Origin of the sequence: Streptomyces sp. NPDC096152, assembly GCF_044763235.1 — a bacterium.
Lineage (GTDB): Bacteria > Actinomycetota > Actinomycetes > Streptomycetales > Streptomycetaceae > Streptomyces.
Genome location: NZ_JBIWFW010000003.1, coordinates 46,421 through 69,353 on the forward strand (window position 1 = coordinate 46,421; position 22,933 = coordinate 69,353).

Below are 22,933 nucleotides of genomic sequence, written 5' to 3' on the forward strand. Positions count from 1 at the left end.
CCGTCCAGCCTACGCGGCGCCGGGAGGGGTACGCGTACGGCGCCGAGGGCGCCGACCTCCCGCATCTCCCCTTCCTGTGCGGCCCATTCCGCAGACAATCCGCAAATCTCTTCGCCAGGCCGTGTCCTCGGCACGTGTCGACCGGTTATGCCGGGTGGGGGAGCTCCGGGTCGGAGCCGAGGAAGCAGGAAATGCAATGCGCGTAGGAAGTTTCGTGTTGGCGGCCCAGTTCCCGGGCCAGGGCCAGGGGGAGGCGCTGCACCGGGCGGTCCGCTCCGCCGAGGTCGCCGAGGAGGCCGGGCTCGACTCGGTCTGGCTGGCCGAGCACCACTTCGTGCCCTACGGCACGTGTCCGTCCGCCGTCACCCTGGCCGCGCTGCTGCTCGGCCGCACCCGCCGTCTGCGGGTGGGCACGGCGGTCAGTGTGCTGCCCACCGTCCACCCGGTCGCGCTCGGCGAACAGGCCGCGCTGCTGCACGTGACGAGCGGCGGGCGGTTCTCGCTGGGCGTGGGACGCGGCGGCCCATGGGTGGACCTGGAGGTCTTCGGGACGGGGCTGCGGGCGTACGAGGAGGGGTTCCCGGAATCACTCGATCTGCTGGTGCGCTGGCTGCGCGAGCCCACCGTGTCCGCCTCGGGGGAACGATTCACCTTCCGTGAGGTCCCCGTGGTCCCCCGCCCCTCGGAGGCCCTCACCGAGGTGGCGGGCCCCGAGGTCGTGGTCGCCTGCACCTCCCCCGCGAGCGTACGGCTGGCCGCCGAGCGCGGGCTGCCGATGCTGCTCGGCATGCACGTCGGCGACGAGGAGAAGGCCGAGATGGTCGCCCTGTGGCAGCGGAGCGCGCGGGAAGCGGGGCGGCCGGCGGACGAGGTCCGGGGCGCCGCCCATGTCTCGGCGGGCGTCTGCCAGATCGCGGACCGGCGCACCGACGCGGTGGAGACGCTGACGAAGGCGATGCCCGGCTGGCTGAGGCAGGGGCTGGACGCCCATGTCACGGTGGACGGCCGCTCCCGCCGGATGCGCGACCCGCTGGCGTACACGGAACTGCTCTGCGGGCTGCACCCGGTGGGCACCCCACGGCTGTGCGCGGACCGGCTCGCGGCGACCGCCGAGCGGACCGGCGTCACCCGCTTCGCCCTGCTCGTCGAGGGCTCCGGCGACCTGGCGGCCACGGAGGAGAACGTACGGCGGCTCGGCGCCGAGGTACTGCCCCACCTGGGCTGAGCGGGTCGCGTCGCGGGATGGCTTGCCGCCCCGTCACTCCATGCACCTCCCGCGGAAGGAGCGGCAAGCAGGCGACCTACTGCGTCAGCAGTCCCGGAGTTCCGGCGACTGGTTGAGCAGCTGGCTGCGCACCGACGTGAAGCGGTTCAGCGTCTCGTCGGCCGAGGCGTCCAGCGGGAACACCGCCACCCGGTGGCAGTTCTGGAAGGCCAGCCGCACACCGAAGTGCCGCTGCAGCGCACCGCGTATGGCGTCACTCGCGAGCGCACGCAGCAGCTGACCGCGTGCCTGCTCGTCCGGCGGGGGCGTCTGGTTGTCGGCGAACACCGCGCCGTCCACCTTCAGCTGGGCCACCAGGGAGCTGATCATCTCCCATGCGTAGGGCAGGGAGGTCCGGACGCAGTCGACGAAGGCAGCTTCGTCGACCTCGCCTCGCTCGGCCTGTTCGAGTAGGGCCGGTGAGACGTCGAGCGACATGGGTTCTCCTCTCGCACCCCCGAACAACAGGGGTTGCCGGACAGATAAAGGAGTGCGCGATACCGAACACGTTGTGTACACATATCGCGACCTCCCGTTCACTACGTTAGGCATCAGAGCGGGGGCCCACCAGGCGAATGCACGTACAGGCCAGGCCGGTTGGGCACACAATCGGCCACAAGTGAACACGGGTTATCCAGGGAAAAAAGGGGCGACCCCGAGGGCCGCCCCGACCGCCCGCGGGGCGCGGAGGACCGGGTGCTTCGCGCGCACCGCCCCCGGTCGAGTAGCGTTGCCGACCATGCGTCTCGTCATTGCCCGATGCTCCGTCGACTACGCGGGCCGGCTCACCGCCCACCTGCCGTCAGCGCCCCGTCTGATCCTGGTGAAGGCGGACGGCAGCGTGTCGATCCACGCGGACGACCGCGCCTACAAGCCCCTGAACTGGATGTCGCCGCCCTGCACGCTGAAGGAGGGTGTGGACGCCGAGGACGGCGTCTGGACCGTCGTCAACAAGGCGGGCGAGAAGCTCATCATCACGATGGAGGAAGTCCTCCACGACTCCTCGCACGAACTCGGCGTGGACCCCGGGCTGATCAAGGACGGCGTGGAAGCGCACCTGCAGGAGCTGCTCGCCGACCGCATCGAGACCCTCGGCGAGGGCTACACGCTGATCCGCCGCGAGTACATGACGGCCATCGGCCCGGTCGACATCCTGTGCCGGGACGCCGAGGGGCAGACCGTCGCGGTGGAGATCAAGCGGCGCGGCGAGATCGACGGCGTGGAGCAACTCACCCGCTATCTGGAGCTGTTGAACCGCGACCCGCATCTGTCCCCGGTCCGCGGAGTCTTCGCCGCGCAGGAGATCAAGCCGCAGGCCCGCGTCCTGGCGACCGATCGGGGCATCGGCTGCCAGGTCCTGGACTACGACGCGCTGCGGGGCATCGAGGACGACAAGCTTCGCCTGTTCTGAGCGGGCGGCCGCCCTCCGGTCGTGGGGCCGGCCCCGCCTCACGGCGCCGGGCCGGGGTCCGCCCTACGGCAGCGACGTCGGGTCCGACCTGCGGCGCGGGGGCGGGTCCGACCTGCGTCACCGGGCCCGGGTCCGTCCCACGGCACCGGGGGCCGGGTCCGTGCACGGACCCGGCCCCCGGTGCCGGCGCTGGAAGGCGGACGTCAGATCACCGTGTCGCCCGAACCGCTCGGGGACACGGCGGCACCGCTCTCGGGAGCACCCACCGAGGAGGTGGACGTGGCCGGGGCGCTCGCGGACGCCGGCCCGCTGGCCGAGTCCGACGTCGACGGGCTGGTCGTGGACGACTGGCTCGGGGACGGCGCCGGCGAGGTGCCCGTCGAGGACGGCGACGGGCTCGGCTTCGGCGTCTTGGACGGCGAGCTGCTCGGATTGGGGGACGTCGGCGTCTTGGTCGTCGTGGACTTCGACGGGGAGGCCGACGCGCCGCCGCCCGCCTTCCGCGTCCCGGTCGGTTCGTCCGACGGGCGGGCCGGCCCGGCCGGTGGGGCCGGGTCGTCGGTCGTGCCGTACGTGCCGTCGGGGCCCGGATCCGTCGGGCGGCTGGTCGCCGTACCCGTGTCCCCGTTGTCGGCGTCGCCCTGCGCCGGCGTGGCGGCGCCCAGGCCGCCGTCGTCCACGCCCTGACTGGCCGACGGGTTGACGTCGACCTTGCCGGAGGGGTCGTTGGCGTCGTTGTGGGACGTGGCGCCGAGCGTCACCACGGTGCCGAGGACGGCGGCGAGCAGCGCGCCCGCACCGACCGCCACCAGGTTGCGCCGGGTGACGCCCTTGACGCCCGTCCCGCCTTTCGCCGCGGCAGGCGCGGCCGCGGCGTACGAGGAGGACCCGCCCGGCGACGGCGAGCGGAACGTCACCAGCGACGCGTCGTCCAGGGGCGGTTGGAGCGCCGGGAAGGGCGCGGGGACACCGCCGGGAGGCGACGCCGACTCCTCGGTGCGCGCGTCGGGCACCTCCTCGCCCGCCGTCGCGGCCAGGCCCAGCAGGGGCAGGCCCAGCGCCGTACCGGAGCGGTCGGCGACCAGGGCGAGCGCGCGGCGGCCGGCGACCGTGCCGCGCTTGTCGGCGAGGGCGCCGCGCAGGCCGATGGAGGCCTCCAGCTCGGCCCGGGCCCGGTCCAGCCGTCCCTCGCAGAGCGCGAGGACTCCCAACTCGTGGTGGAAGTAGGCCTGTTCGGCGACCTCTCCGGCGAGCCGGGAGGCCTCGGCGCCGGAGCGCAGCGCCCGCTCCCAGGCGCTCCAGTGCAGCCCCGCGGCGAACGCGGGCGCGGCCGTGCGGGCCAGTCGCACGGCGATGCTCGGCTCGTCCTCGCCGGCCGAGGGGGACCCGGCCGACGGGGATCCGTTCTCCTCGAAGGAGGCCGAGGGCCTCGGGGAGGTCACCGGCACCAGGACGCTCAGCGCGGCGAGCACGGCGTCCGCCTCGGCGGACACCCGCTCGGGGGTGACGGAGGGGTGTCCGGCCCACCAGGTGTAGTGGCGGGCGGCGGCGGAGGCCTGCTCCTCGACGTCGTCGGCGTACCCGGCGGCCTCCAGTTGGGCCGGCACCCCGGCGGCGAGCCGGTAGCGGGAGCCGACCGGGGAGACCAGGCCGCAGCCCACGAGCTCCCCGAGCGCGGCGTCCGCGTGGGTGTCGCCGACCAGTGCGGGCAGGTGCGCCTGGTGCGGCACCTCGCCGCCGAGCGCGACGGCGAACCGCAGCGTGGCGCGGGCCGAGGCGCTCAGCCGGGCGGCGAGCAGCGGGGCGGGCGCGGCGGCCTGCCCGACCGAGGGCAGCGGCACGTCGTCGCCGTCACCGCCGTCGACAGGGGTGTCGGCAGGCGGAGCGTCCTCGAAGACGCCGAACTCGTCGACGGCGTTCGTGGCGGCCCGCAACTGGTCGTGCCGGCGCAGCAGGGCGCCGGCCTGGACGAAGCGCAGCGGCAGGCCCTCGGACTCGAACCAGAGGTCACCCGCCCAGTTCGACTCCTCCTCGGTGAGCACACGGCCGACCGCGCGCTCCAGCAGCTCGACGCCGCCCGCCCGGCCGAGGCCGCCGAGTACGATCTCCTCGACGGCCGCTTCGGCGGACGGCGCGGGCACGTCCGGGGTGGCGCCGAGCAGGAAGGCGCACTCGGGGGTGGCCTCGAAGAGCTCGTCCAGCGCGGCGCCGCCGAACTCGACGTCGTCGACGACGACGACCGCGCCGATCTCGCGGACGCAGTCGAGCAGTTCGTCGCGGCCGGGCCGGTGCAGGGGCGCGTCGTGGACGGCGGAGAACAGGTCGTACAGCAGGTCGCCCGCCGTGCGGCGGAAGCCGGAGAGGCGGACGACGCCGTCGGGGGCGAGGTCCCCGCAGTCGTCGGCGACGAGGTCGAGGAGGCTGGTGCGGCCGGACCCCGCGGGGCCGGTGAGGCGCACGGAGCGGCCGCGGGCGAGCAGCCGGACCAGTTGCTCGCGCTCGTCCTGGCGCTCCAGGAGGGCGAGCGGGGGCCGCGTGGGTCCGGGCGGGACGGGCGGCCTGGCCGCGCGCTCGATCTCCTCGCGCTCGGCGGAGGTGTACTTCCGCGGCCGGTTCGGGCGTTCTCCGGGCGGACAGGCCTCGATCTCGCTACCGTCTACGGGGTTGACGGTGAGCAGGAAGTCGCCGCTGACGAGCCGCACCGTGCGCACCTGGGCGGTTGGTGTGTGCTGGCCGAAATCGGATGCGAGGGATTCCCTGGGCGGGCGCTGGCGCGGCGCGTGGCCGTCGCCGTCGTGGCCCATGCCCTCGGGTCCCCGGGTGATCGGGTCCATAGGTTCCAAGCCCCCCAAAAGCGTCGTGTGCTCTGCAAGCCCTCCCGGCCGTTTTCGCACACCGCGCTGTCGCTTCTGGTCCGGGCCCGCTCGAGGGTTGCTAGGCAGCGGGCAGCCGAACCCTAAACCTTGGCACAGTATCTACGACAGCCCGGGGTACCGCGCGGTCCGAGACGTCACAGTCTCGTGAGGATTGCACGTGACGTACGTTTCGCTGACCTGCGCCCGGGTCTCCCCCGTCGCCCGGTTCACACTCGCACGAGCGCCTCGCGCGGCGACCCTCACCGGACCTGCACACGCGACGGCGCCCGGTTTCACACGCGGGGCAGGGACTCCACACCGATACCGCCCTCGATGGCCAGGATCCGGTGCAGCCGGGTGGCCACCAGCAGGCGCTGCATCTGCGGCGGGACCCCGCGCAGCACCAGCCGCCGGCCGCAGCGGCCGGCCCGCCGGTGGGCACCCATGATCACGCCGAGCCCGGTGGCGTCCCAGGAGTCCAGCTCGGACAGATCGAGCACCAGGTCTCCTACGCCGTCGTCGACGGCCGAGTGCAGGACCGTACGGGCGTCCGCCGCGCTGCGGACGTCGAGGCGCCCCCCGACGACCAGCTCGGCGTGGTCGCCCCTGATGTACATATGCGCTCCCCGAGAGTGCGGTGGCTGGCTGCTCCATGACGGTGGCTGTGCAACGTCTGACTGCGTCAGTGGCAGTGCGGTTGCTGCTTGTAAGCGAACCGATACCGAATTCACCCTGAAGGGTGAGGCGGCGGAGTCTGGGGCGGTCTCAGTGCTTGTAGAAGCCCTGCCCGCTCTTGCGCCCGATGTCACCGGCGTCAACCATCCGGCGCATCAGCTCCGGCGGAGCGAACTTCTCGTCCTGGGTCTCGGTGTAGATGTTGCCGGTGGCGTGCAGCAGGATGTCGACGCCGGTGAGGTCCGCGGTGGCGAGCGGGCCCATGGCGTGCCCGAAGCCCAGCCTGCAGGCCAGGTCGATGTCCTCGGCGGTGGCGACGCCCGACTCGTACAGCTTCGTCGCCTCGACCACGAGGGCCGAGATCAGACGGGTCGTCACGAAGCCGGCCACGTCCCGGTTGACGACGATGCAGGTCTTGCCGACCGACTCGGCGAACTCCCGTGCGGTGGCCAGGGTTTCGTCGCTGGTCTTGTAGCCGCGGACGAGTTCGACGAGCTGCATCATCGGCACCGGCGAGAAGAAGTGCACGCCGACGACCCGCTCCGGGTGCTCGGTCGCCGCCGCGATCTTGGTGATCGGGATGGCGGAGGTGTTGGAGGCGAGCACGGCGTCCGGCCGCACGATCTTGTCGAGGGCGCGGAAGATCTCGTGCTTGACCTCGAGCTTCTCGAAGACGGCCTCGACGACGACGTCGGCGTCGGCGGCCGCGTCCAGGTCGGTGGTCGCGGTGATGCGGGCGAGGGAGGCGTCGGCGTCGCGCGCCTCCATCTTGCCCTTGCTCACGAACTTGTCGTACGAGGCCTTGATGCCGTCGGTGCCGCGCCTGAGCGCCTCGTCGGTGACGTCCCGCAGGACGACGTCCCAGCCCGCCTGCGCGGAGACCTGGGCGATGCCGGACCCCATGAGACCGGCCCCGATGACGGCGAGCTTCCGTGCCACTCCGACTCCCCTTTGAACGACTGCACGAGGGCTTACAGGCTGTTTACGCAGCCTCTCGGCGGACATTAGCGTTCACCGGCTCCCTTGAGGACCGTAAGTAATGCGTGTCACTGTCTCAGCGCGTGAGACACCCGTCACGTCCCAATCGTCCGCACTGGCCCGCATGTTGCGGCCGCTCGGATACGCCTGGGAGCCGGTGCCGGAAGGCATCCGCGAGGGGGGCGTCTACGCTGGTCACATGGTCAATCTGACGCGCATCTACACCAGGACAGGCGACAAGGGCACGACCGCTCTCGGCGACATGAGCCGGGTCGCCAAGACCGATCTGCGAATCTCCGCCTACGCCGACGCCAACGAGGCGAACGCGGTGATCGGCACCGCGATCGCGCTCGGCGCGCTCGACGAGGAGGTCGTCAAGGTCCTCACCCGCGTACAGAACGATCTGTTCGACGTGGGCGCGGACCTGTCGACGCCGGTCGTGGAGAACCCCGAGTTCCCGCCGCTGCGGGTCGAGCAGTTCTACGTCGACCGTCTGGAGGCGGACTGCGACCGCTTCAACGAGCGGCTGGAGAAGCTGCGCTCCTTCATCCTCCCCGGCGGCACCCCCGGCGCGGCCCTGCTCCACCAGGCGTGCACCGTCGTCCGCCGCGCGGAGCGCTCCACCTGGGCGGCGCTGGAGGCGCACGGCGAGGTGATGAACCCGCTGACGGCGACCTACCTCAACCGTCTGTCCGACCTGCTGTTCATCCTCGCGCGCACGGCGAACAAGGACACCGGGGACGTGCTGTGGGTGCCGGGCGGGGAGCGCTGAGCGGACTCCCTCTCCCCCGCACCTCCAAACCGGCGCGCCGGTAAGGGAGTTGGTGATCAGGCCCGCCACCAGGGTAGTGGTCCAGACCTATTGACCTATGGTCCAGACCTTTCTATTCTCGCGGCACTGCGGGCCTGATGGCTCAGTCATGCCCCCACCCACTCCCCACCAAGGAGGCGCACCATGCGCTTCGGACACAGAGCCGCGGCAGGGCTCGCGACCCTGCTGCTCCCGCTGGCCGGACTGGTCGGCCTCGCGGCCCCCGCCCAGGCGGCCGCGACCGCCACCGCCACCTACACCAAGACCAGCGACTGGGGCACCGGCTTCGGCGGCCAGTGGACCGTCAAGAACACCGGTACCAGCACCATCAGTTCGTGGACCGTCGAGTGGGACTTCCCCTCCGGCACGTCCGTCACCTCCGCCTGGGACGCGGACGTCACCTCCTCCGGCACCCACTGGACCGCCCGGAACAAGTCCTACAACGGCTCCATCGCCCCCGGCGCCTCCGTCTCCTTCGGCTTCAACGGCGCCGGCTCCGGATCGCCCTCCAACTGCCGGCTCAACGGCGACAGCTGCGACGGCACCACCGTCCCCGGCGACGCGGCCCCCTCCGCCCCCGGCACCCCCACCGCCTCGAACATCACCGACACCTCGGTGAAGCTCTCCTGGCCGGCGGCCACCGACGACAAGGGCGTCAAGAACTACGACGTCCTGCGCGACGGCACGAAGGTCGCCACCGTGACGACGACCTCGTACGGCGACACCGGCCTGACCGCGGGCACCGACTACTCCTACACCGTGCAGGCCCGTGACACCGCCGACCAGACCGGCCCGGTGAGCGCCGCGGTCGCCGTGCACACCACCGGCGGCGGCAATCCCCCGCCCACCGGCGGCAGGGTCAGGCTCGGCTACTTCACCGAGTGGGGCATCTACGGCCGCAACTACAACGTCAAGAACCTGGTGACGTCGGGCTCCGCGTCGAAGATCACGCACATCAACTACGCCTTCGGCAACGTCACCGGCGGCAAGTGCGCGATCGGCGACTCCTACGCCGACTACGACAAGGCGTTCACCGCCGACCAGTCGGTGAGCGGCGTGGCGGACACCTGGGACCAGCCGCTGCGCGGCAACTTCAACCAGCTGCGCCAGCTGAAGGCCAGGTACCCGAACCTGAAGGTGCTGTGGTCCTTCGGCGGCTGGACCTGGTCCGGCGGCTTCGCGGACGCGGCCAAGAACCCGGCCGCCTTCGCCCAGTCCTGCTACGACCTCGTCGAGGACCCGCGCTGGGCCGACGTGTTCGACGGCATCGACATCGACTGGGAGTACCCCAACGCCTGCGGCCTCACCTGCGACACCAGCGGGGCGGCGGCCTTCAAGAACGTGATGGCCGCGCTGCGCGCCAAGTTCGGCTCCTCCGCCCTGGTCACGGCGGCCACCACCGCCGACGGCTCCGACGGCGGCAAGATCGACGCCGCCGACTACGCCGGCGCCGCCCAGTACGTCGACTGGTACAACGTGATGACGTACGACTTCTTCGGTGCGTGGGACGCCAAGGGCCCGACCGCCCCGCACTCCCCGCTCACCTCGTACGCGGGCATCCCCAAGGCGGGCTTCACCACCGCCGACGCGATGGCCAGGTTCAGGGCGAAGGGCGTCCCGGCGGCCAAGCTGCTCATCGGCATCGGCTTCTACGGCCGCGGCTGGACCGGCGTCACCCAGGACGCCCCGGGCGGCACGGCCACGGGCCCGGCGGCCGGCACCTACGAGCAGGGCATCGAGGACTACAAGGTCCTCAAGACGTCCTGCCCGGCCACCGGGACGATCGCGGGCACGGCGTACGCGCACTGCGGCGGCAACTGGTGGTCCTACGACACCCCGGCCACCATCGCCACCAAGATGGCGTGGGCCAGGACCCAGGGTCTGGGCGGCGCGTTCTTCTGGGAGTTCAGCGGCGACACCGGCAACGGTGAGCTGGTGAGCGCCATCAACAGCGGTCTGTCGTAACGGCCGCGATCGCAACCCGTCAAGGGGCGTTGACACTCCCCCGGGCTTCGTCCGGGAGGACCTCACCCAACGAGTGAATGTGGCTACGCCACATTCACTCGTTGCCCGGGCGGGGCTGCCTCCAGCCACGCGAGGAAACCGGTCAGCGCGTCCTCGCTCATGGCGAGTTCCAGACGCGTCCCGCGGTGCAGGCAGGCGAGGATCACGGCGTCGGAGAGCAGGGCGAGTTCCTCCTCGCCCTCGGGAAGCCGGCGGCCGGCCACCTCGATCGCGGAGCGCTCCAGGACGCGGCGGGGACGGAGGGCGTAGGAGAAGACCCGGAACCACGACACACGGTCGCCGCTGTAGCGGGCCACGCCGTAACTCCAGCCCTTGCCACCGGCGTCGGGCTTCTCGGGTACGTCCCAGCGCAGGCTGCAGTCGAAGGTGCCGCCCGAGCGCTGGATGAGTCTGCGTCGCAGGCCGAAGACGAACAGTCCCACCACCACGAGCACGACCACGAGCCCGCACACAGTCAGAGCGAGGATCATCGGCACCGACCTCCTCGTCTCCTAGGTAATGGAACGGAAAAAACACCCACATCGGCCTCAGCCGCGGCTGGTACCGGATCGCTCCGGTACCAGCCGCGGCTGAGTGACGTCAGCACATGGCGCGCTTGGTCAGCGTCCTGACGTCGCCGCCCGCAGTCGGACGTCCGCGCGGCGCTCGGCGGAGGCGTCCGCCTCGGCCTTGGCGCGCTCGAGCGCCCGCTCCGCGCGCTGAACGTCGATCTCGTCCGACAACTCGGAGATCTCGGCCAGCAGGGACAGCTTGTCGTCCGCGAACGAGATGAAACCGCCGTGCACCGCGGCGACGACGGTCCCACCCTCACTCGTACGGATGGTCACCGGGCCCGACTCCAGCACACCGAGCAGCGGCTGGTGACCGGGCATGACGCCGATGTCGCCGGACGTGGTGCGCGCGACGACCAGGGTGGCCTCGCCGGACCAGACCTGGCGGTCGGCGGCGACCAGCTCGACGTGCAGCTCAGCAGCCAAGGGAGGCTCCTCGGGTCACCACCCGGCGGTTGTGCCGGGTGTTGGGGTCAATTCTAGGGGGCGTGCGGAAGGGGGCGGGACGCGCCCGCCCCCTTCGTTGTGAGCCACGCGGCTCACGGTGAGCTCAGGGCTCAGGAGGGAGCGTCAGGAGACGCCCAGCTCCTTGGCGTTGTTCTTCAGGTCCTCGATACCACCGCACATGAAGAACGCCTGCTCGGGGAAGTGGTCGTACTCGCCGTCGCAGATCGCGTTGAACGCGGCGATCGACTCCTCCAGCGGCACGTCCGAACCGTCCACGCCGGTGAACTGCTTGGCGACGTGGGTGTTCTGGGACAGGAAGCGCTCCACGCGACGGGCACGGTGGACGACGAGCTTGTCCTCCTCGCCGAGCTCGTCGATACCGAGGATCGCGATGATGTCCTGAAGGTCCTTGTACTTCTGCAGGATGCTCTTCACGCGCATGGCCGCGTTGTAGTGGTCCTGCGCGATGTAGCGCGGGTCCAGGATCCGGGACGTGGAGTCCAGCGGGTCCACGGCCGGGTAGATGCCCTTCTCGGAGATCGGACGGGACAGAACCGTCGTCGCGTCGAGGTGGGCGAAGGTGGTCGCCGGGGCCGGGTCGGTCAGGTCGTCGGCGGGGACGTAGATCGCCTGCATCGAGGTGATCGAGTGACCGCGGGTCGAGGTGATGCGCTCCTGGAGGAGGCCCATCTCGTCGGCCAGGTTCGGCTGGTAACCCACCGCGGACGGCATACGGCCGAGCAGGGTGGAGACCTCGGAACCGGCCTGCGTGAAGCGGAAGATGTTGTCGATGAAGAACAGCACGTCCTGCTTCTGGACGTCGCGGAAGTACTCGGCCATGGTCAGGCCGGCCAGCGCGACACGCAGACGGGTGCCCGGGGGCTCGTCCATCTGACCGAAGACCAGCGCGGTCTTGTCGATGACGCCCGAGTCGGACATCTCCTCGATGAGGTCGTTGCCCTCACGGGTGCGCTCACCGACACCGGCGAACACGGAGACACCGTCGTGGTTGTTGGCGACGCGGTAGATCATCTCCTGGATGAGCACCGTCTTGCCGACGCCGGCGCCGCCGAACAGACCGATCTTGCCGCCCTTGACGTACGGGGTCAGCAGGTCGATGACCTTGACGCCGGTCTCGAACATCTCGGTCTTCGACTCGAGCTCGTCGAAGTTCGGCGCCTTGCGGTGGATGGTCCAGCGCTCGCCCTCGTACTGCTCGTCGACGTTCAGCACCTCACCGAGGGTGTTGAACACCTTGCCCTTGGTGAAGTCGCCGACCGGGACGGTGATGCCCGTGCCGGTGTCGGTCACCGGGGCCTGGCGGACCAGGCCGTCGGTGGGCTGCATGGAGATGGTGCGGACCAGGCCGTCACCCAGGTGCTGGGCGACCTCCAGGGTCAGCGTCTTCTTCGCGCCCGCGTTCGCCGGGTCGGCGACGTCCACGTGCAGGGCGTTGTAGATCTCCGGCATCGCGTCGACGGGGAACTCCACGTCGACGACCGGGCCGATGACCCGGGCGACGCGGCCCGTAGCCGCCGCGGTCTCAACAGTGGTGGTCATTTATCGGTCACTCCCCGCGGTCGCGTCGGCCAGGGCGCTCGCGCCACCGACGATCTCGCTGATTTCCTGGGTGATTTCGGCCTGGCGGGCCGCGTTGGCAAGACGGGAGAGCGTGTTGATCAGCTCGCCCGCGTTGTCGGTGGCCGACTTCATCGCGCGCCGCGTGGCGGCGTGCTTCGAAGCGGCCGACTGGAGCATCGCGTTGTAGATGCGGCTCTCCACGTAGCGCGGCAGCAGGGCGTCGAGGACGTCCTCCGCCGAGGGCTCGAAGTCGTAGAGCGGCAGGATCTCGCCCTTGGGCGCGGCCTGCGCGGCGACCTCGTCGAGGCGCAGCGGAAGCAGCCGGGAGTCGATCGCCGTCTGCGTCATCATCGAGACGAACTCGGTGTAGACGATGTGGAGTTCGTCCACGCCGCCGTCCGCCGTCTCCTTCTCGATGGCCTCGATCAGCGGCGCCGCCACCGTCTTGGCGTCCGCGTAGGAGGGCTCGTCGGTGAAGCCCGTCCACGACTCCGAGATCTTGCGCTCACGGAAGTTGTAGTGGGCGACACCGCGCCGGCCGACGATGTACGTGTCGACCTGCTTGCCCTCACGCTCCAGGCGCTCGGTCAGCTGCTCCGCCGCCTTGATGGCGTTGGAGTTGAAGGCCCCGGCCAGACCGCGGTCGCTCGTGAGGAGCAGGACCGCGGCACGGGTCGGGTTCTCCGTCTCCGTGGTCAGCGGGTGCTTGGTGTTCGAACCGGTGCCGACCGCCGTGACCGCGCGGGTCAGTTCCTGCGCGTACGGCGTGGAGGCCGCCACCTTGCGCTGCGCCTTGACGACGCGCGAGGCGGCGATCATCTCCATCGCCTTGGTGATCTTCTTGGTCGCGGTGACGGATCGGATGCGACGCTTGTAGACCCGGAGCTGGGCTCCCATGAGTCAGGTCCCTTCCTTACGTCACTTGGCGGCAGCGGCCGGAGCGTCCTCGCCGAGCAGCTTGCCGTCGGAGGTCTCGAACTGCTTCTTGAACGCGGCGACCGCGTCGTCGATGGCCTGGATCGTGTCGTCGGACATCTTCGCGCCCTCCTTGATGGAGGTCATGAGGCCCTGCTCCTTGCGGTGCAGGTACTCCAGCAGCTCCTTCTCGAAGCGGCGGATGTCGACGACCGGCACGTCGTCCATACGGCCGTTGGTGCCGGCCCAGATGGAGACGACCTGGTCCTCGGTGGCCATCGGCTGGTACTGGTTCTGCTTGAGCAGCTCGACCATGCGCTGACCGCGCTCCAGCTGCGACTTCGACGCGGCGTCCAGGTCGGAACCGAAGGCGGCGAACGCCTCCAGCTCACGGAACTGGGCGAGGTCCACGCGGAGACGACCGGACACCTGGCGCATCGCCTTGTGCTGCGCGGAACCACCGACTCGGGAGACGGAGATACCGACGTTCAGCGCGGGGCGCTGACCGGCGTTGAACAGGTCCGACTCCAGGAAGCACTGGCCGTCGGTGATGGAGATGACGTTGGTCGGGATGAACGCCGAGACGTCGTTGGCCTTGGTCTCGACGATCGGCAGACCGGTCATCGAACCCGCGCCCATCTCGTCGGAGAGCTTCGCGCAGCGCTCCAGCAGACGGGAGTGCAGGTAGAAGACGTCACCCGGGTAGGCCTCGCGGCCCGGCGGGCGGCGCAGCAGCAGGGACACGGCGCGGTAGGCGTCGGCCTGCTTCGAGAGGTCGTCGAAGATGATGAGGACGTGCTTGCCCTCGTACATCCACTGCTGGCCGATGGCCGAACCCGTGTACGGCGCCAGGTACTTGAAGCCGGCGGGGTCGGACGCCGGGGCGGCGACGATGGTCGTGTACTCCAGCGCGCCGTTCTCCTCCAGCGCGCGGCGGACCGACGCGATGGTCGAGCCCTTCTGGCCGATGGCGACGTAGATGCAGCGGACCTGCTTGTTCGGGTCGCCGGTGCGCCAGTTGTCGCGCTGGTTGATGATCGTGTCGACGGCCAGGGCGGTCTTGCCGGTCTGGCGGTCGCCGATGATCAGCTGGCGCTGACCACGGCCGATCGGGGTCATGGCGTCGACGGCCTTGTAGCCGGTCTCCATCGGCTCGTGCACCGACTTGCGCTGCATGACCGTGGGGGCCTGCAGCTCGAGGGCGCGGCGGCCGGACGTCTCGACCTCGCCGAGGCCGTCGATCGGGTTGCCGAGGGGGTCGACCACGCGGCCGAGGTAGCCCTCGCCGACGGCGACGGACAGGACCTCGCCGGTGCGGGTGACCGGCTGGCCCTCCTCGATGCCGCTGAACTCACCGAGGACGATGGCACCGATCTCGCGCTCCTCGAGGTTGAGGGCGAGGCCGAGGGTGCCGTCCTCGAACTTCAGCAGTTCGTTGGCCATGGCCGAGGGCAGGCCCTCGACCTTCGCGATGCCGTCGCCGGCAAGGGTGACCGTACCGACCTCCTCGCGCGAGGCCGCGTCCGGCTTGTACGACTGGACGAAGTTCTCCAGCGCGTCCCGGATCTCCTCCGGCCGGATCGTGAGCTCCGCCATCTGGGTTCCCTGCTCTCCTTGTTGGGCCCGAAGTTTCACTTGGGGGGTATGGGGACTCCCCCCAATAAGAGGTGAATCCTCTGCACGGCCCAACCAGGGCCGTCGTGTACGTCTTGTTGTTGAGTTGCTGCTAGCTCGCCATGCGGCGGGCGGCCTCGTCGAGCCGGTCCGCGAGAGAGCCGTTGATGACCTCGTCGCCGACCTGCACCTTGATGCCGCCGAGAACCTCGGGGTCCACGTCCAGGTTCAGGTGCATCTGGCGGCCGTAGAGCTTCGCGAGGGCCGCGCCGAGGCGCCGCTTCTGCGTGTCGCTCAGCGGAACCGCCGAGGTGACGACGGCGACCATACGGTCCCGGCGCTCGGCGGCGAGCTTGGACAGGGACTCCAGTCCCGCTTCCAGGCTACGTCCCCGCGGCGCGGTGACGAGGCGCGTCACCAGACGCTCGGTGGTCACCGCGGCCCGGCCGCCCAGAAGGCGGTGCAGCAGCGCGGTCTTGGCCGAGGTGCTCGCGGCACGGTCGGTCAGCGCCGCACGCAGCTCGGTGCTCGAGGAGACGATCCGGCCGAAGCGGAACAGCTCGTCCTCGACGTCGTCGAGCGCGCCGGTCCGCTGGGCGGCGGTGAGGTCGGCGGTGTCCGCCAGCTCCTCCAGCGCGTCCACCAGGTCGCGCGGCTGCGACCAGCGGGACCGCACCATGCCGGCCACGAGGTCGACCGTGGTGCCGCCGACCTGGCCGCCGAGCAGTCGCTGGACCAGCTCGGCCTTGGCCTCGCCGGGCTGCGCCGGGTCGGTGAGGACCCGGCGCAGGCCGGGCTCGCGGTCGAGCAGCGCGGTGACGGCCGCCAGCTCGTCCGCGAGTCGCGCCGCGTCCACGGACGTGGAGTCCGTCAGCGCGTCGAGACGCTCGCGTGCGGCTGCCAGGGCCTCGCGGCTCGCTCCGTTCATCGCGCGGCCTCGGCCTTCTCCTCGAGGTCGTCGAGGAAGCGGTCGATCACGCGGCTCTGACGGGCGTAGTCCTCGAGGGACTCGCCGACGAGCTTGCCGGCCAGGTCGGTGGCGAGCTTGCCGACGTCCTGGCGGAGCGCGGACGAGGCGGCCTTGCGGTCGGCCTCGATCTGGGCGTGACCGGCGGCGACGATCTCCTCGCGCTGCCGCTGGCCCTCGGCCCGCATCTCGGCGATGAGCGCGGCGCCCTGCTCCTGCGCCTCCTGGCGCAGACGCGCGGCCTCGTGCCGGGCCTCGGCGAGCTGGGCCTTGTACTGCTCCAGAACGCTCTGGGCCTCGACCTTCATGGCCTCGGCCTCTTCGATACCGCCTTCGATCGCCGCGCGGCGCTCCTCCAGAACCTTGTTGATGTTCGGAAGCAGCTTCTTCCAGAAGAAGAAGAACACGATGGCGAAGGCGATGGTGCCGACGAGCAGTTCGGGGCCGGGCGGGATGAGGGGATTCTGCTTCTCCTCAGCCGCCAGCTGAACCAGGTTGGCGATCACATCAGTGCCTTTCGTCGATACGTGCCGGTAAGTAGCTGATTACTGACCGAACACGAACGGCATAACGATGCCGATGAGGGCGAGCGCCTCACAGAAGGCGAAGCCGAGGATCTGGTTGGCACGGATCAGACCGGCCGCCTCGGGCTGACGGGCCAGCGCCTGGGTGCCGTTGCCGAAGATGATGCCGATACCGATGCCGGGGCCGATGGCGGCAAGGCCGTAACCGATGGAGCCGAGGGAACCGGAGACGGCGGCGAGGGTCTCAGTGGCAGCCATGCTGATTTTCCTTCTCTTTCACGGACCGGTGGGGGTTGGCCACCGGACGACTGGTGGGGTGGGGCGGACGGTGCTGCTCAGTGGTGCTCGGCGAGAGCGCCCTGAACGTAGGAGCAGGCCAGCAGCACGAACACGTACGCCTGGACGGCCTGGACGAAGAGCTCGAACATGATCATGACGATGGTCATCACGAAGGAGACGGCAGCGCCGGGGACCATGTAGCTGTTCAGCAGGTACCAGCTGGCGACGGTGAACATCACCAGGAGCAGGTGACCGGCGAACATGTTGGCGAAGAGTCGGACCGCGTGCGTGAAGGGCCGGACGAGGACGTTCGAGAAGAACTCGATGACCACGACGAGCGGCAGCACCGCACCGAGCGACTTGTCGTAACCGGTGAGGTTCTTGAACCCGCCCGCGAAGCCGTGCTTCTTGAAGGTGATCGACAGCCACGTGATGTAGACGATCGCGGCCAGCACGGCGGGGAACGCGATGATCGACGACACCGGGAACTGGGCGACCGGGATCACGGACCAGACGTTCATGATCCAGATGAAGAAGAAGAGCGAGACCATCAGCGGGACGTACTTCTCGCCCTCGCGCTTGCCCAGCGTCTCGTAGACGATGCCGCGGCGCACGAAGTCGTAGCCGGCCTCGCCGACCATCTGCAGCTTGCCCGGCACCAGCTTCGCCTTGCCGAAGGCCGCCCAGAAGAAGCCGACGACGATGACGGTGGTGATGAGTGAGAGCAGCATCACCTTGTTGAACTCGAAGCCGCCGACCGTGGCGATCGGCGCGAAGAGGAACGAGTGCAGGCCCGGAGCCGGGAAGCCACACCCGTTGTCGGACATGATCCGACAACTCCAGTCGAAGGCGAGCTGGGTCTGGTCAGCACTCACCGCGGGCTCCTTCGGCGTGACGCATAGGTACGGCAACCTCGTTGTGTCGGCGCGGCGCGCAGCCGCGGGTCGGCACCGGACAGGTGTTACGGATGTGGGGGCGGCTGGGGGGCATCGAGCCTCGCGAAGGGGCAGGCGTCAGCTCAGATGCCCGCGCCCGCGATGCCGCAGTTGGCACCGGACGATAGCAGGAGATCTCGCACGTCTTTATCCCGGCCCTACCCCTCACGAGGAGTGCCCCGTCTTCTCGGGCCTCTCGCTCTTCCCGGGCTCGGGTTCGACGTAGAAGATCTTGGCCTTCATGTGCGCACGGGCCTGCGCCGCCATCCACACGACGGTCGCCACGACCAGGGAGATCGCGAACGCCTTCGGGTCGAAGAGCGAGGTGTGCCTGAAGAGGGCCACGAAGATCATGAGCAGTAGGAGCTGGGCGACGTAGAGCATCAGCCCCATGGCCTGGAACAGCTGCGGAAGCGTTTTCGCGGTCCACTGGAGCACGTACAGGCCGACGCCCATGAACAGGACGGCCAGCAGCACGCCCACGGCCGCCCCGACCGCTCCCCTGCCGCCGGCCACCACACCGCTGACGGCGACCGCGACCACGCCGACGGCCACCGTGGGGACGGCGATCGGCAGCAGGCTCCGGACGTCATTGGCAGGCATGGCGGCAGCTCCGCTTTCGCAGGGGGTTCGGGGTGTCGTCATGGACGAGCGTAGTCCCGGACGTGAGAGAGAACCTCAACGCCCAGGGGTCGCGCACTTGCGCCCTTCGGCTCTGTCCGGGGGTTCTCGTGAACCGTATCACAAACTATTTGATGAGGTCTTTACCTGGTGGATGTGCCAGCTGTCACACATGAGAGTGACCGCGCGCGTACGTGCAGAAACCGAGCCGACATGTCTGGTATTGGGGCGCTTTGCACCCCCACGAGATGGCAACGCTTTAGTCAGATTCTTACCTTGGGCGTCAGCGCGACGACCCCGCCGTACGTCCGTCCAGAAGCCGCGAACGGGCACCCAGCGCGGTCGCTCCGTTGGCTCCCGCCACACCGGCCACCACGGGCGTGACGGGTGCCGAGGGCTCGGAGGCCTGGCCCGCGTCCCCCTGCGCCGCGGCCTCGGCGCTCTCCGCGGACGCGGTGGCCGGGGTCGAGGCGCCCGGCGCCGTGGCCCGCCGGCGGCGGTAGCGCGGCGGCACGAAGCGCTCGGCCCAGCGCGGGGCGCGCGGCGTGAAACGGGGCAGCAGGAGCAGCCCCAGACCGATCGCGCTGAGGAACACCACGCCGAGCACGATCCACATCGACGCCGAGTTGACCGAGTAGGTCAGCGCCCCGAAGCCGATCAGCGCCGCCCAGAAGTACATGATCAGCACGGCCCGGCTGTGCGAGTGGCCGATCTCCAGCAGCCGGTGGTGCAGATGGCCGCGGTCGGCGGCGAACGGCGACTGGCCGCGCCAGGTGCGCCGCAGGATGGCCAGCACCAGGTCGGCGGCCGGGATGGCGATGATGGTCAGCGGCATCAGCAGCGGGATGTAGACCGGCACCATCTGGTGCACGGAGTTGCGCTCGGAGCCGGTGAACAGGTTCATCAGGTCCGGGTCGACCTGACCCGTCACCGAGATCGCGCCAGCCGCCAGCACCAGGCCGATCAGCATCGAGCCGGAGTCGCCCATGAAGATCCGCGCCGGGTGCATGTTGTGCGGAAGGAAGCCCAGGCACATGCCCATGAGGACGGCGGCGAACAGCGTGGCCGGGGCGGCGGCCTCGATGCCGTAGGAGTACCAGATCCGGTACGTGTACATGAAGAACGCGGCCGCGGCGATGCACACCATGCCCGAGGCCAGCCCGTCGAGTCCGTCGACGAAGTTGACCGCGTTGATGGTGATGACGACCAGCGCCACGGTCAGCAGCGTGCCCTGCCACTGGGTCAGCGCGACCGTGCCGACGCCCGGCACCGGCAGCCACAGGATCGTCAGACCCTGCATGACCATCACACCGGCGGCGATCATCTGACCGCCCAGCTTGATCAGGGCGTCGATCTCGAACTTGTCGTCCAGGACGCCGATCAGCCAGATCAGCGCGGCCCCGGACAGCAGCGCCCGCGGCTCGTTCGACTTCTCGAAGACCTCGTTGAGGTTGGTGAGGTGGTCGGCGACCAGCAGGCCCGCGCACATGCCGAAGAACATCGCGATCCCGCCGAGCCGCGGAGTGGGCTCCCGGTGCACGTCACGTGCCCGGATCTCCGGCATCGCGCCCGCCACGATCGCGAACTTCCGTACCGGCCCTGTCAGCAGGTAGGTCACCGCGGCCGTGATGCAGAGCGTCAGCAGGTATTCACGCACAGGCTTCCCCACAGGTCTCGCTGGCCATCTCAGCCCCACAGCCTAGCGACGCAGGCATATGTATGGGGACTTCCGGGTAGCGACGATGGTTGCACGCGTGGCCGTGCACGATGCAGCGCCTACCCCGCTCAGCCGGGATACGGCGGAAATCTACCCGTGAGCTCGCACACGTCCGCACGCGCCCTCGCCGCGTCCGCCTCGCCACGCAGCACCTTCGCGACCAGCACGGCGATCCACTCCATCTCCGCCTGCCCCATGCCCTGCGAGGTCACCGCGGCCGTGCCCAGCCGCAGCCCGCGGACGTCGGCGTGGGGAAGCGCACAGCAGTCGAGGACGATGCCGGCGGCGGCGAGCCGCCCGCGCGCGGTGCGCCCGTCGCAGCCGAGCGGCGCCGGGTCGGCGGTGATCAGGTGGGTGTCGGTGCCGCCCGTGGTCACCACCAGGCCCTCGGCGGCCAGCCAGGCGGCCAGGACCCGCGCGTTGGCGACGACCTGATGGGCGTAGGCGGCGAAGGCCGGGGTCGCCGCCTCGCCGAACGCGACGGCCTTCGCGGCGATGGTGTGCATCTGCGCGCCGCCCTGGGTGAAGGGGAACACGGCCCGGTCGACCCGCTCGGCCAGCTCGGCGCCGCACAGGATCATCCCGCCGCGCGGCCCGCGCAGCACCTTGTGCGTGGTGGCGCACACCACGTCGGCGAACGGCACCGGACTGGGTGCCGCTCCCCCGGCGACCAGCCCGATCGGGTGCGCGGCGTCCGCGATGAGATACGCGCCCACCTCGTCGGCGACCTCGCGGAAGAAGGCGTAGTCGATGTGGCGCGGGTAGGCGATGGAGCCGCACACGATCGCCTTGGGCCGGTGCGTCCGGGCCAGCGTGCGCACCTGGAGGTGGTCCATCAGCCCGGTCTCCGCGTCCACCCCGTAGCCGGCGAAGTCGAACCAGCGGCCAGAGAAGTTCGCGGGCGAGCCGTGCGTGAGGTGACCGCCGTAGGGCAGGCCGAGGGCGAGCACGGTGTCGCCCGGGCGCAGCAGCGCGGCGTACGCGGCGAGCACCGCCGAGGAGCCCGAGTGCGGCTGCACATTGGCGTGCTCGGCGCCGAACAGCTGCCGCGCCCGCTCCACGGCGAGACGCTCGGCCATGTCGGCCATCTCGCAGCCGCCGTGGAAGCGGGCGCCCGGATAGCCCTCGGCGTACTTGTTGGCGAGCGGCGAGCCGAGCGCGGCGAGCACCGCGGGCGAGGTGAAGTTCTCGGCCGCGATCAGCTGGAGCGTCGTCGACTGCCGCCGGAGCTCCCCGAGCAGGATGTCGGCCACTTCGGGGTCCTGCCGCCGCAGGACATCGGCATCTAGCGCGGGGGTGACCGACATGGTGGGCTCCGGGCGGTCGACGGTGACGTACGTCCAATGTAGGCCCGGGGAGGGTGGGGCGCGCGGCTGTTACGCCCTTGTGGGTACGCCGGTCAGCGCCGTGACGACGGGGTCCAGCGCCTGGTGTATCTCGTCGCCGATCGAGCGGAAGAAGGGCAGCGGCGCCCCGTACGGGTCGTACACCTCGTCCGCCTCGGCGGTCGGGGCCAGCAGCCACCCGCGCAGCGCGGCGGCCGCGCGCACCAGGGCGCGGGCGCGTTCGACCAAGCCGTCCTCCAGCGGGGGCAGCGTGGCCGGGTCTATCGCCTTCACCAGGCGGGTGAACTCCTTCAGCGTGAAGGTGCGCAGGCCCGCCGAGTGGCCCATGGAGATGACCTGGGCGCGGTGGTCGCGGGTCGCGGTGAGGACCAGGTCGGCGCGGATGACGTGCTCGTCCAGCAGCTCCCGGCCGGTGAAGCCGGTGGCGTCCGCGCCGAAGTCGGCCAGCACGGTCTCCGCGTTGGCCTCCATGGGCGCGCCCTCGTGGCCCCAGGTGCCGGCGCTCTCCACGATCAGCTCGCCGCCGAGGCGCCGTCCGGCGGAGCCGAGCGAGGGGTCGCCGAGCCGGTCCGCCAGAAAATGGCGGGTCAGCCGCTCGGTGATCGGCGAGCGGCACACGTTTCCGGTGCTGACGTGGAGGATCCGGAAGGCGTCGCGCGGAAGACCCGGCTCCACCGGGCCCCGCGTCTCGTCCCCGTTCCCTATGCCACGCATGGGGGTACCCCCTGCTCGAGCGCGGCCGAGAGCTTGGGGGAGTCGGGCGCCGTCAATTCGCCACCTCGAGGTCGGGTACGACCTTCCGCAGCTCCTCCGGCGACAGGGCGCCCTCGCGCAGCAGCACCGGCACCCGGCCGGTGACGTCGACGATGGAGGACGGGACGTTGCCGGGAGTCGGGCCGCCGTCGAGGTAGACGGAGACGGAGTCGCCGAGCATGTCCTGGGCGGCGTCGCAGGTCTCCGGCGCGGGGTGACCGGTGAGGTTGGCGGAGGAGACGGCCATCGGGCCGACCTCGGTGAGCAGTTCGATGGCGACGGGGTGCAGCGGCATCCGCACGGCGACCGTGCCGCGGGTGTCCCCGAGGTCCCACTGCAGGGACGGCTGGTGCCGGGCGACCAGGGTCAGCGCGCCCGGCCAGAACGCGTCCACGAGCTCCCAGGCCATCTCGGAGAAGTCCGTGACGAGGCCGTGCAGCGTGTTCGGGGAGCCGATGAGGACGGGCGTGGGCATGTTGCGGCCCCGGCCCTTGGCGGCGAGCAGGTCGGCCACGGCCTCGGAGGAGAAAGCGTCGGCGCCGATGCCGTACACGGTGTCGGTCGGCAGCACCACGAGTTCGCCCCGGCGGACGGCGGACGCGGCCTCGCGCAGACCCGTCACGCGGTCGGTCGCGTCATTGGTGTCGTATCGCCGTGCCATTGT

The 22,933-nt window shown here is 70.5% G+C and carries 22 protein-coding genes; 4 read left to right on the forward strand and 18 right to left on the reverse strand.

The genetic code is table 11. From position 1 onward, the window contains the following. The first annotated feature begins 196 nt into the window (after positions 1 to 196). Positions 197 to 1,225, forward strand: coding sequence for an LLM class flavin-dependent oxidoreductase (locus ACIQ9G_RS10410; protein WP_403608039.1), 1,029 nt, complete (start codon positions 197 to 199; stop codon positions 1,223 to 1,225). An 84-nt stretch (positions 1,226 to 1,309) separates the two neighbouring features. On the opposite strand, the gene ACIQ9G_RS10415 is transcribed toward ACIQ9G_RS10410, so the two are convergent. Continuing rightward, entirely contained in the window at positions 1,310 to 1,702 is a 393-nt protein-coding gene (locus tag ACIQ9G_RS10415) for an SCO5389 family protein (protein WP_403608040.1), read from the reverse strand. Between the two features lie 301 nt (positions 1,703 to 2,003). Between ACIQ9G_RS10415 and nucS the strand changes: the two genes are divergently transcribed. Next, positions 2,004 to 2,675 carry an endonuclease NucS gene (gene nucS / locus ACIQ9G_RS10420; protein ID WP_403608042.1) on the forward strand — a complete coding sequence of 224 codons (672 nt, stop codon included), beginning with the start codon at positions 2,004 to 2,006 and terminating at the stop codon, positions 2,673 to 2,675. Positions 2,676 to 2,878: 203 nt separating this feature from the next. Here nucS and ACIQ9G_RS10425 read toward each other — a convergent pair whose 3' ends face one another. From ACIQ9G_RS10425 to ACIQ9G_RS10435, 3 genes are all read right to left on the reverse strand, one after another. Beyond that, positions 2,879 to 5,509: an ATP-binding protein gene (locus tag ACIQ9G_RS10425; protein ID WP_403608044.1), complete on the reverse strand. Its 2,631-nt coding sequence runs from the start codon at positions 5,507 to 5,509 to the stop codon at positions 2,879 to 2,881. Positions 5,510 to 5,823: 314 nt separating this feature from the next. Beyond that, complete coding sequence (locus ACIQ9G_RS10430) at positions 5,824 to 6,147, reverse strand: STAS domain-containing protein (RefSeq protein ID WP_030672301.1); 324 nt, start codon at positions 6,145 to 6,147, stop codon at positions 5,824 to 5,826. A gap of 148 nt (positions 6,148 to 6,295) precedes the next feature. After that, complete coding sequence (locus ACIQ9G_RS10435) at positions 6,296 to 7,144, reverse strand: 3-hydroxyacyl-CoA dehydrogenase family protein (RefSeq protein ID WP_403608046.1); 849 nt, start codon at positions 7,142 to 7,144, stop codon at positions 6,296 to 6,298. Between the two features lie 238 nt (positions 7,145 to 7,382). Here ACIQ9G_RS10435 and ACIQ9G_RS10440 point away from each other — a divergent pair, with 238 nt between their 5' ends. After that, entirely contained in the window at positions 7,383 to 7,955 is a 573-nt protein-coding gene (locus ACIQ9G_RS10440; protein ID WP_403608048.1) for a cob(I)yrinic acid a,c-diamide adenosyltransferase, read from the forward strand. 183 nt (positions 7,956 to 8,138) lie between these two features. Continuing rightward, a complete protein-coding gene (locus tag ACIQ9G_RS10445; protein ID WP_403608050.1) occupies positions 8,139 to 9,959 on the forward strand; it encodes a glycosyl hydrolase family 18 protein in 1,821 nt (606 codons plus the stop codon). A gap of 83 nt (positions 9,960 to 10,042) precedes the next feature. Here ACIQ9G_RS10445 and ACIQ9G_RS10450 read toward each other — a convergent pair whose 3' ends face one another. The 14 genes from ACIQ9G_RS10450 to ACIQ9G_RS10515 all read right to left on the reverse strand — a co-directional run bounded on the left by ACIQ9G_RS10450 (position 10,043) and on the right by ACIQ9G_RS10515 (position 22,930). Next, the gene (locus ACIQ9G_RS10450) at positions 10,043 to 10,489 is read right to left on the reverse strand and encodes a DUF2550 domain-containing protein (RefSeq protein ID WP_403608052.1); all 447 of its coding nucleotides are present in this window, start codon (positions 10,487 to 10,489) and stop codon (positions 10,043 to 10,045) included. Positions 10,490 to 10,618: 129 nt separating this feature from the next. Continuing rightward, positions 10,619 to 10,996 (reverse strand): F0F1 ATP synthase subunit epsilon, encoded by a 378-nt coding sequence (locus ACIQ9G_RS10455; protein WP_403608054.1) that lies wholly within the window; start codon positions 10,994 to 10,996, stop codon positions 10,619 to 10,621. 144 nt (positions 10,997 to 11,140) lie between these two features. Continuing rightward, positions 11,141 to 12,577, reverse strand: a complete 1,437-nt coding sequence (gene atpD / locus ACIQ9G_RS10460) for a F0F1 ATP synthase subunit beta (RefSeq protein ID WP_403608056.1) — start codon at positions 12,575 to 12,577, stop codon at positions 11,141 to 11,143. After that, on the reverse strand, positions 12,578 to 13,495 hold the full coding sequence (locus ACIQ9G_RS10465) for a F0F1 ATP synthase subunit gamma (protein ID WP_403608058.1): 918 nt from the start codon (positions 13,493 to 13,495) through the stop codon (positions 12,578 to 12,580). Between the two features lie 21 nt (positions 13,496 to 13,516). Then, the gene (gene atpA, locus ACIQ9G_RS10470) at positions 13,517 to 15,109 is read right to left on the reverse strand and encodes a F0F1 ATP synthase subunit alpha (protein WP_403608060.1); all 1,593 of its coding nucleotides are present in this window, start codon (positions 15,107 to 15,109) and stop codon (positions 13,517 to 13,519) included. 130 nt (positions 15,110 to 15,239) lie between these two features. Then, entirely contained in the window at positions 15,240 to 16,055 is an 816-nt protein-coding gene (locus tag ACIQ9G_RS10475; protein ID WP_403608062.1) for a F0F1 ATP synthase subunit delta, read from the reverse strand. Further along, positions 16,052 to 16,600 carry a F0F1 ATP synthase subunit B gene (locus ACIQ9G_RS10480; protein ID WP_403608063.1) on the reverse strand — a complete coding sequence of 183 codons (549 nt, stop codon included), beginning with the start codon at positions 16,598 to 16,600 and terminating at the stop codon, positions 16,052 to 16,054. The genes ACIQ9G_RS10475 and ACIQ9G_RS10480 overlap by 4 nt, the downstream gene beginning before the upstream one ends. A 39-nt stretch (positions 16,601 to 16,639) precedes the next feature. Continuing rightward, positions 16,640 to 16,876 (reverse strand): ATP synthase F0 subunit C, encoded by a 237-nt coding sequence (gene atpE, locus ACIQ9G_RS10485; RefSeq protein ID WP_159535807.1) that lies wholly within the window; start codon positions 16,874 to 16,876, stop codon positions 16,640 to 16,642. Between the two features lie 77 nt (positions 16,877 to 16,953). Next, positions 16,954 to 17,724 (reverse strand): F0F1 ATP synthase subunit A, encoded by a 771-nt coding sequence (gene atpB, locus ACIQ9G_RS10490; protein WP_403608794.1) that lies wholly within the window; start codon positions 17,722 to 17,724, stop codon positions 16,954 to 16,956. Between the two features lie 273 nt (positions 17,725 to 17,997). Continuing rightward, on the reverse strand, positions 17,998 to 18,435 hold the full coding sequence (locus tag ACIQ9G_RS10495; protein WP_403608065.1) for a hypothetical protein: 438 nt from the start codon (positions 18,433 to 18,435) through the stop codon (positions 17,998 to 18,000). Positions 18,436 to 18,736: 301 nt separating this feature from the next. After that, a complete protein-coding gene (locus tag ACIQ9G_RS10500; protein ID WP_403608067.1) occupies positions 18,737 to 20,110 on the reverse strand; it encodes an MraY family glycosyltransferase in 1,374 nt (457 codons plus the stop codon). Between the two features lie 128 nt (positions 20,111 to 20,238). Further along, positions 20,239 to 21,477 carry a serine hydroxymethyltransferase gene (gene glyA / locus ACIQ9G_RS10505; RefSeq protein ID WP_403608069.1) on the reverse strand — a complete coding sequence of 413 codons (1,239 nt, stop codon included), beginning with the start codon at positions 21,475 to 21,477 and terminating at the stop codon, positions 20,239 to 20,241. 69 nt (positions 21,478 to 21,546) lie between these two features. Then, positions 21,547 to 22,230, reverse strand: a complete 684-nt coding sequence (locus tag ACIQ9G_RS10510) for a protein-tyrosine-phosphatase (RefSeq protein ID WP_403608071.1) — start codon at positions 22,228 to 22,230, stop codon at positions 21,547 to 21,549. A gap of 52 nt (positions 22,231 to 22,282) precedes the next feature. Beyond that, positions 22,283 to 22,930 (reverse strand): L-threonylcarbamoyladenylate synthase, encoded by a 648-nt coding sequence (locus tag ACIQ9G_RS10515; RefSeq protein ID WP_356191991.1) that lies wholly within the window; start codon positions 22,928 to 22,930, stop codon positions 22,283 to 22,285. Between the last annotated feature and the right edge of the window lie 3 nt (positions 22,931 to 22,933).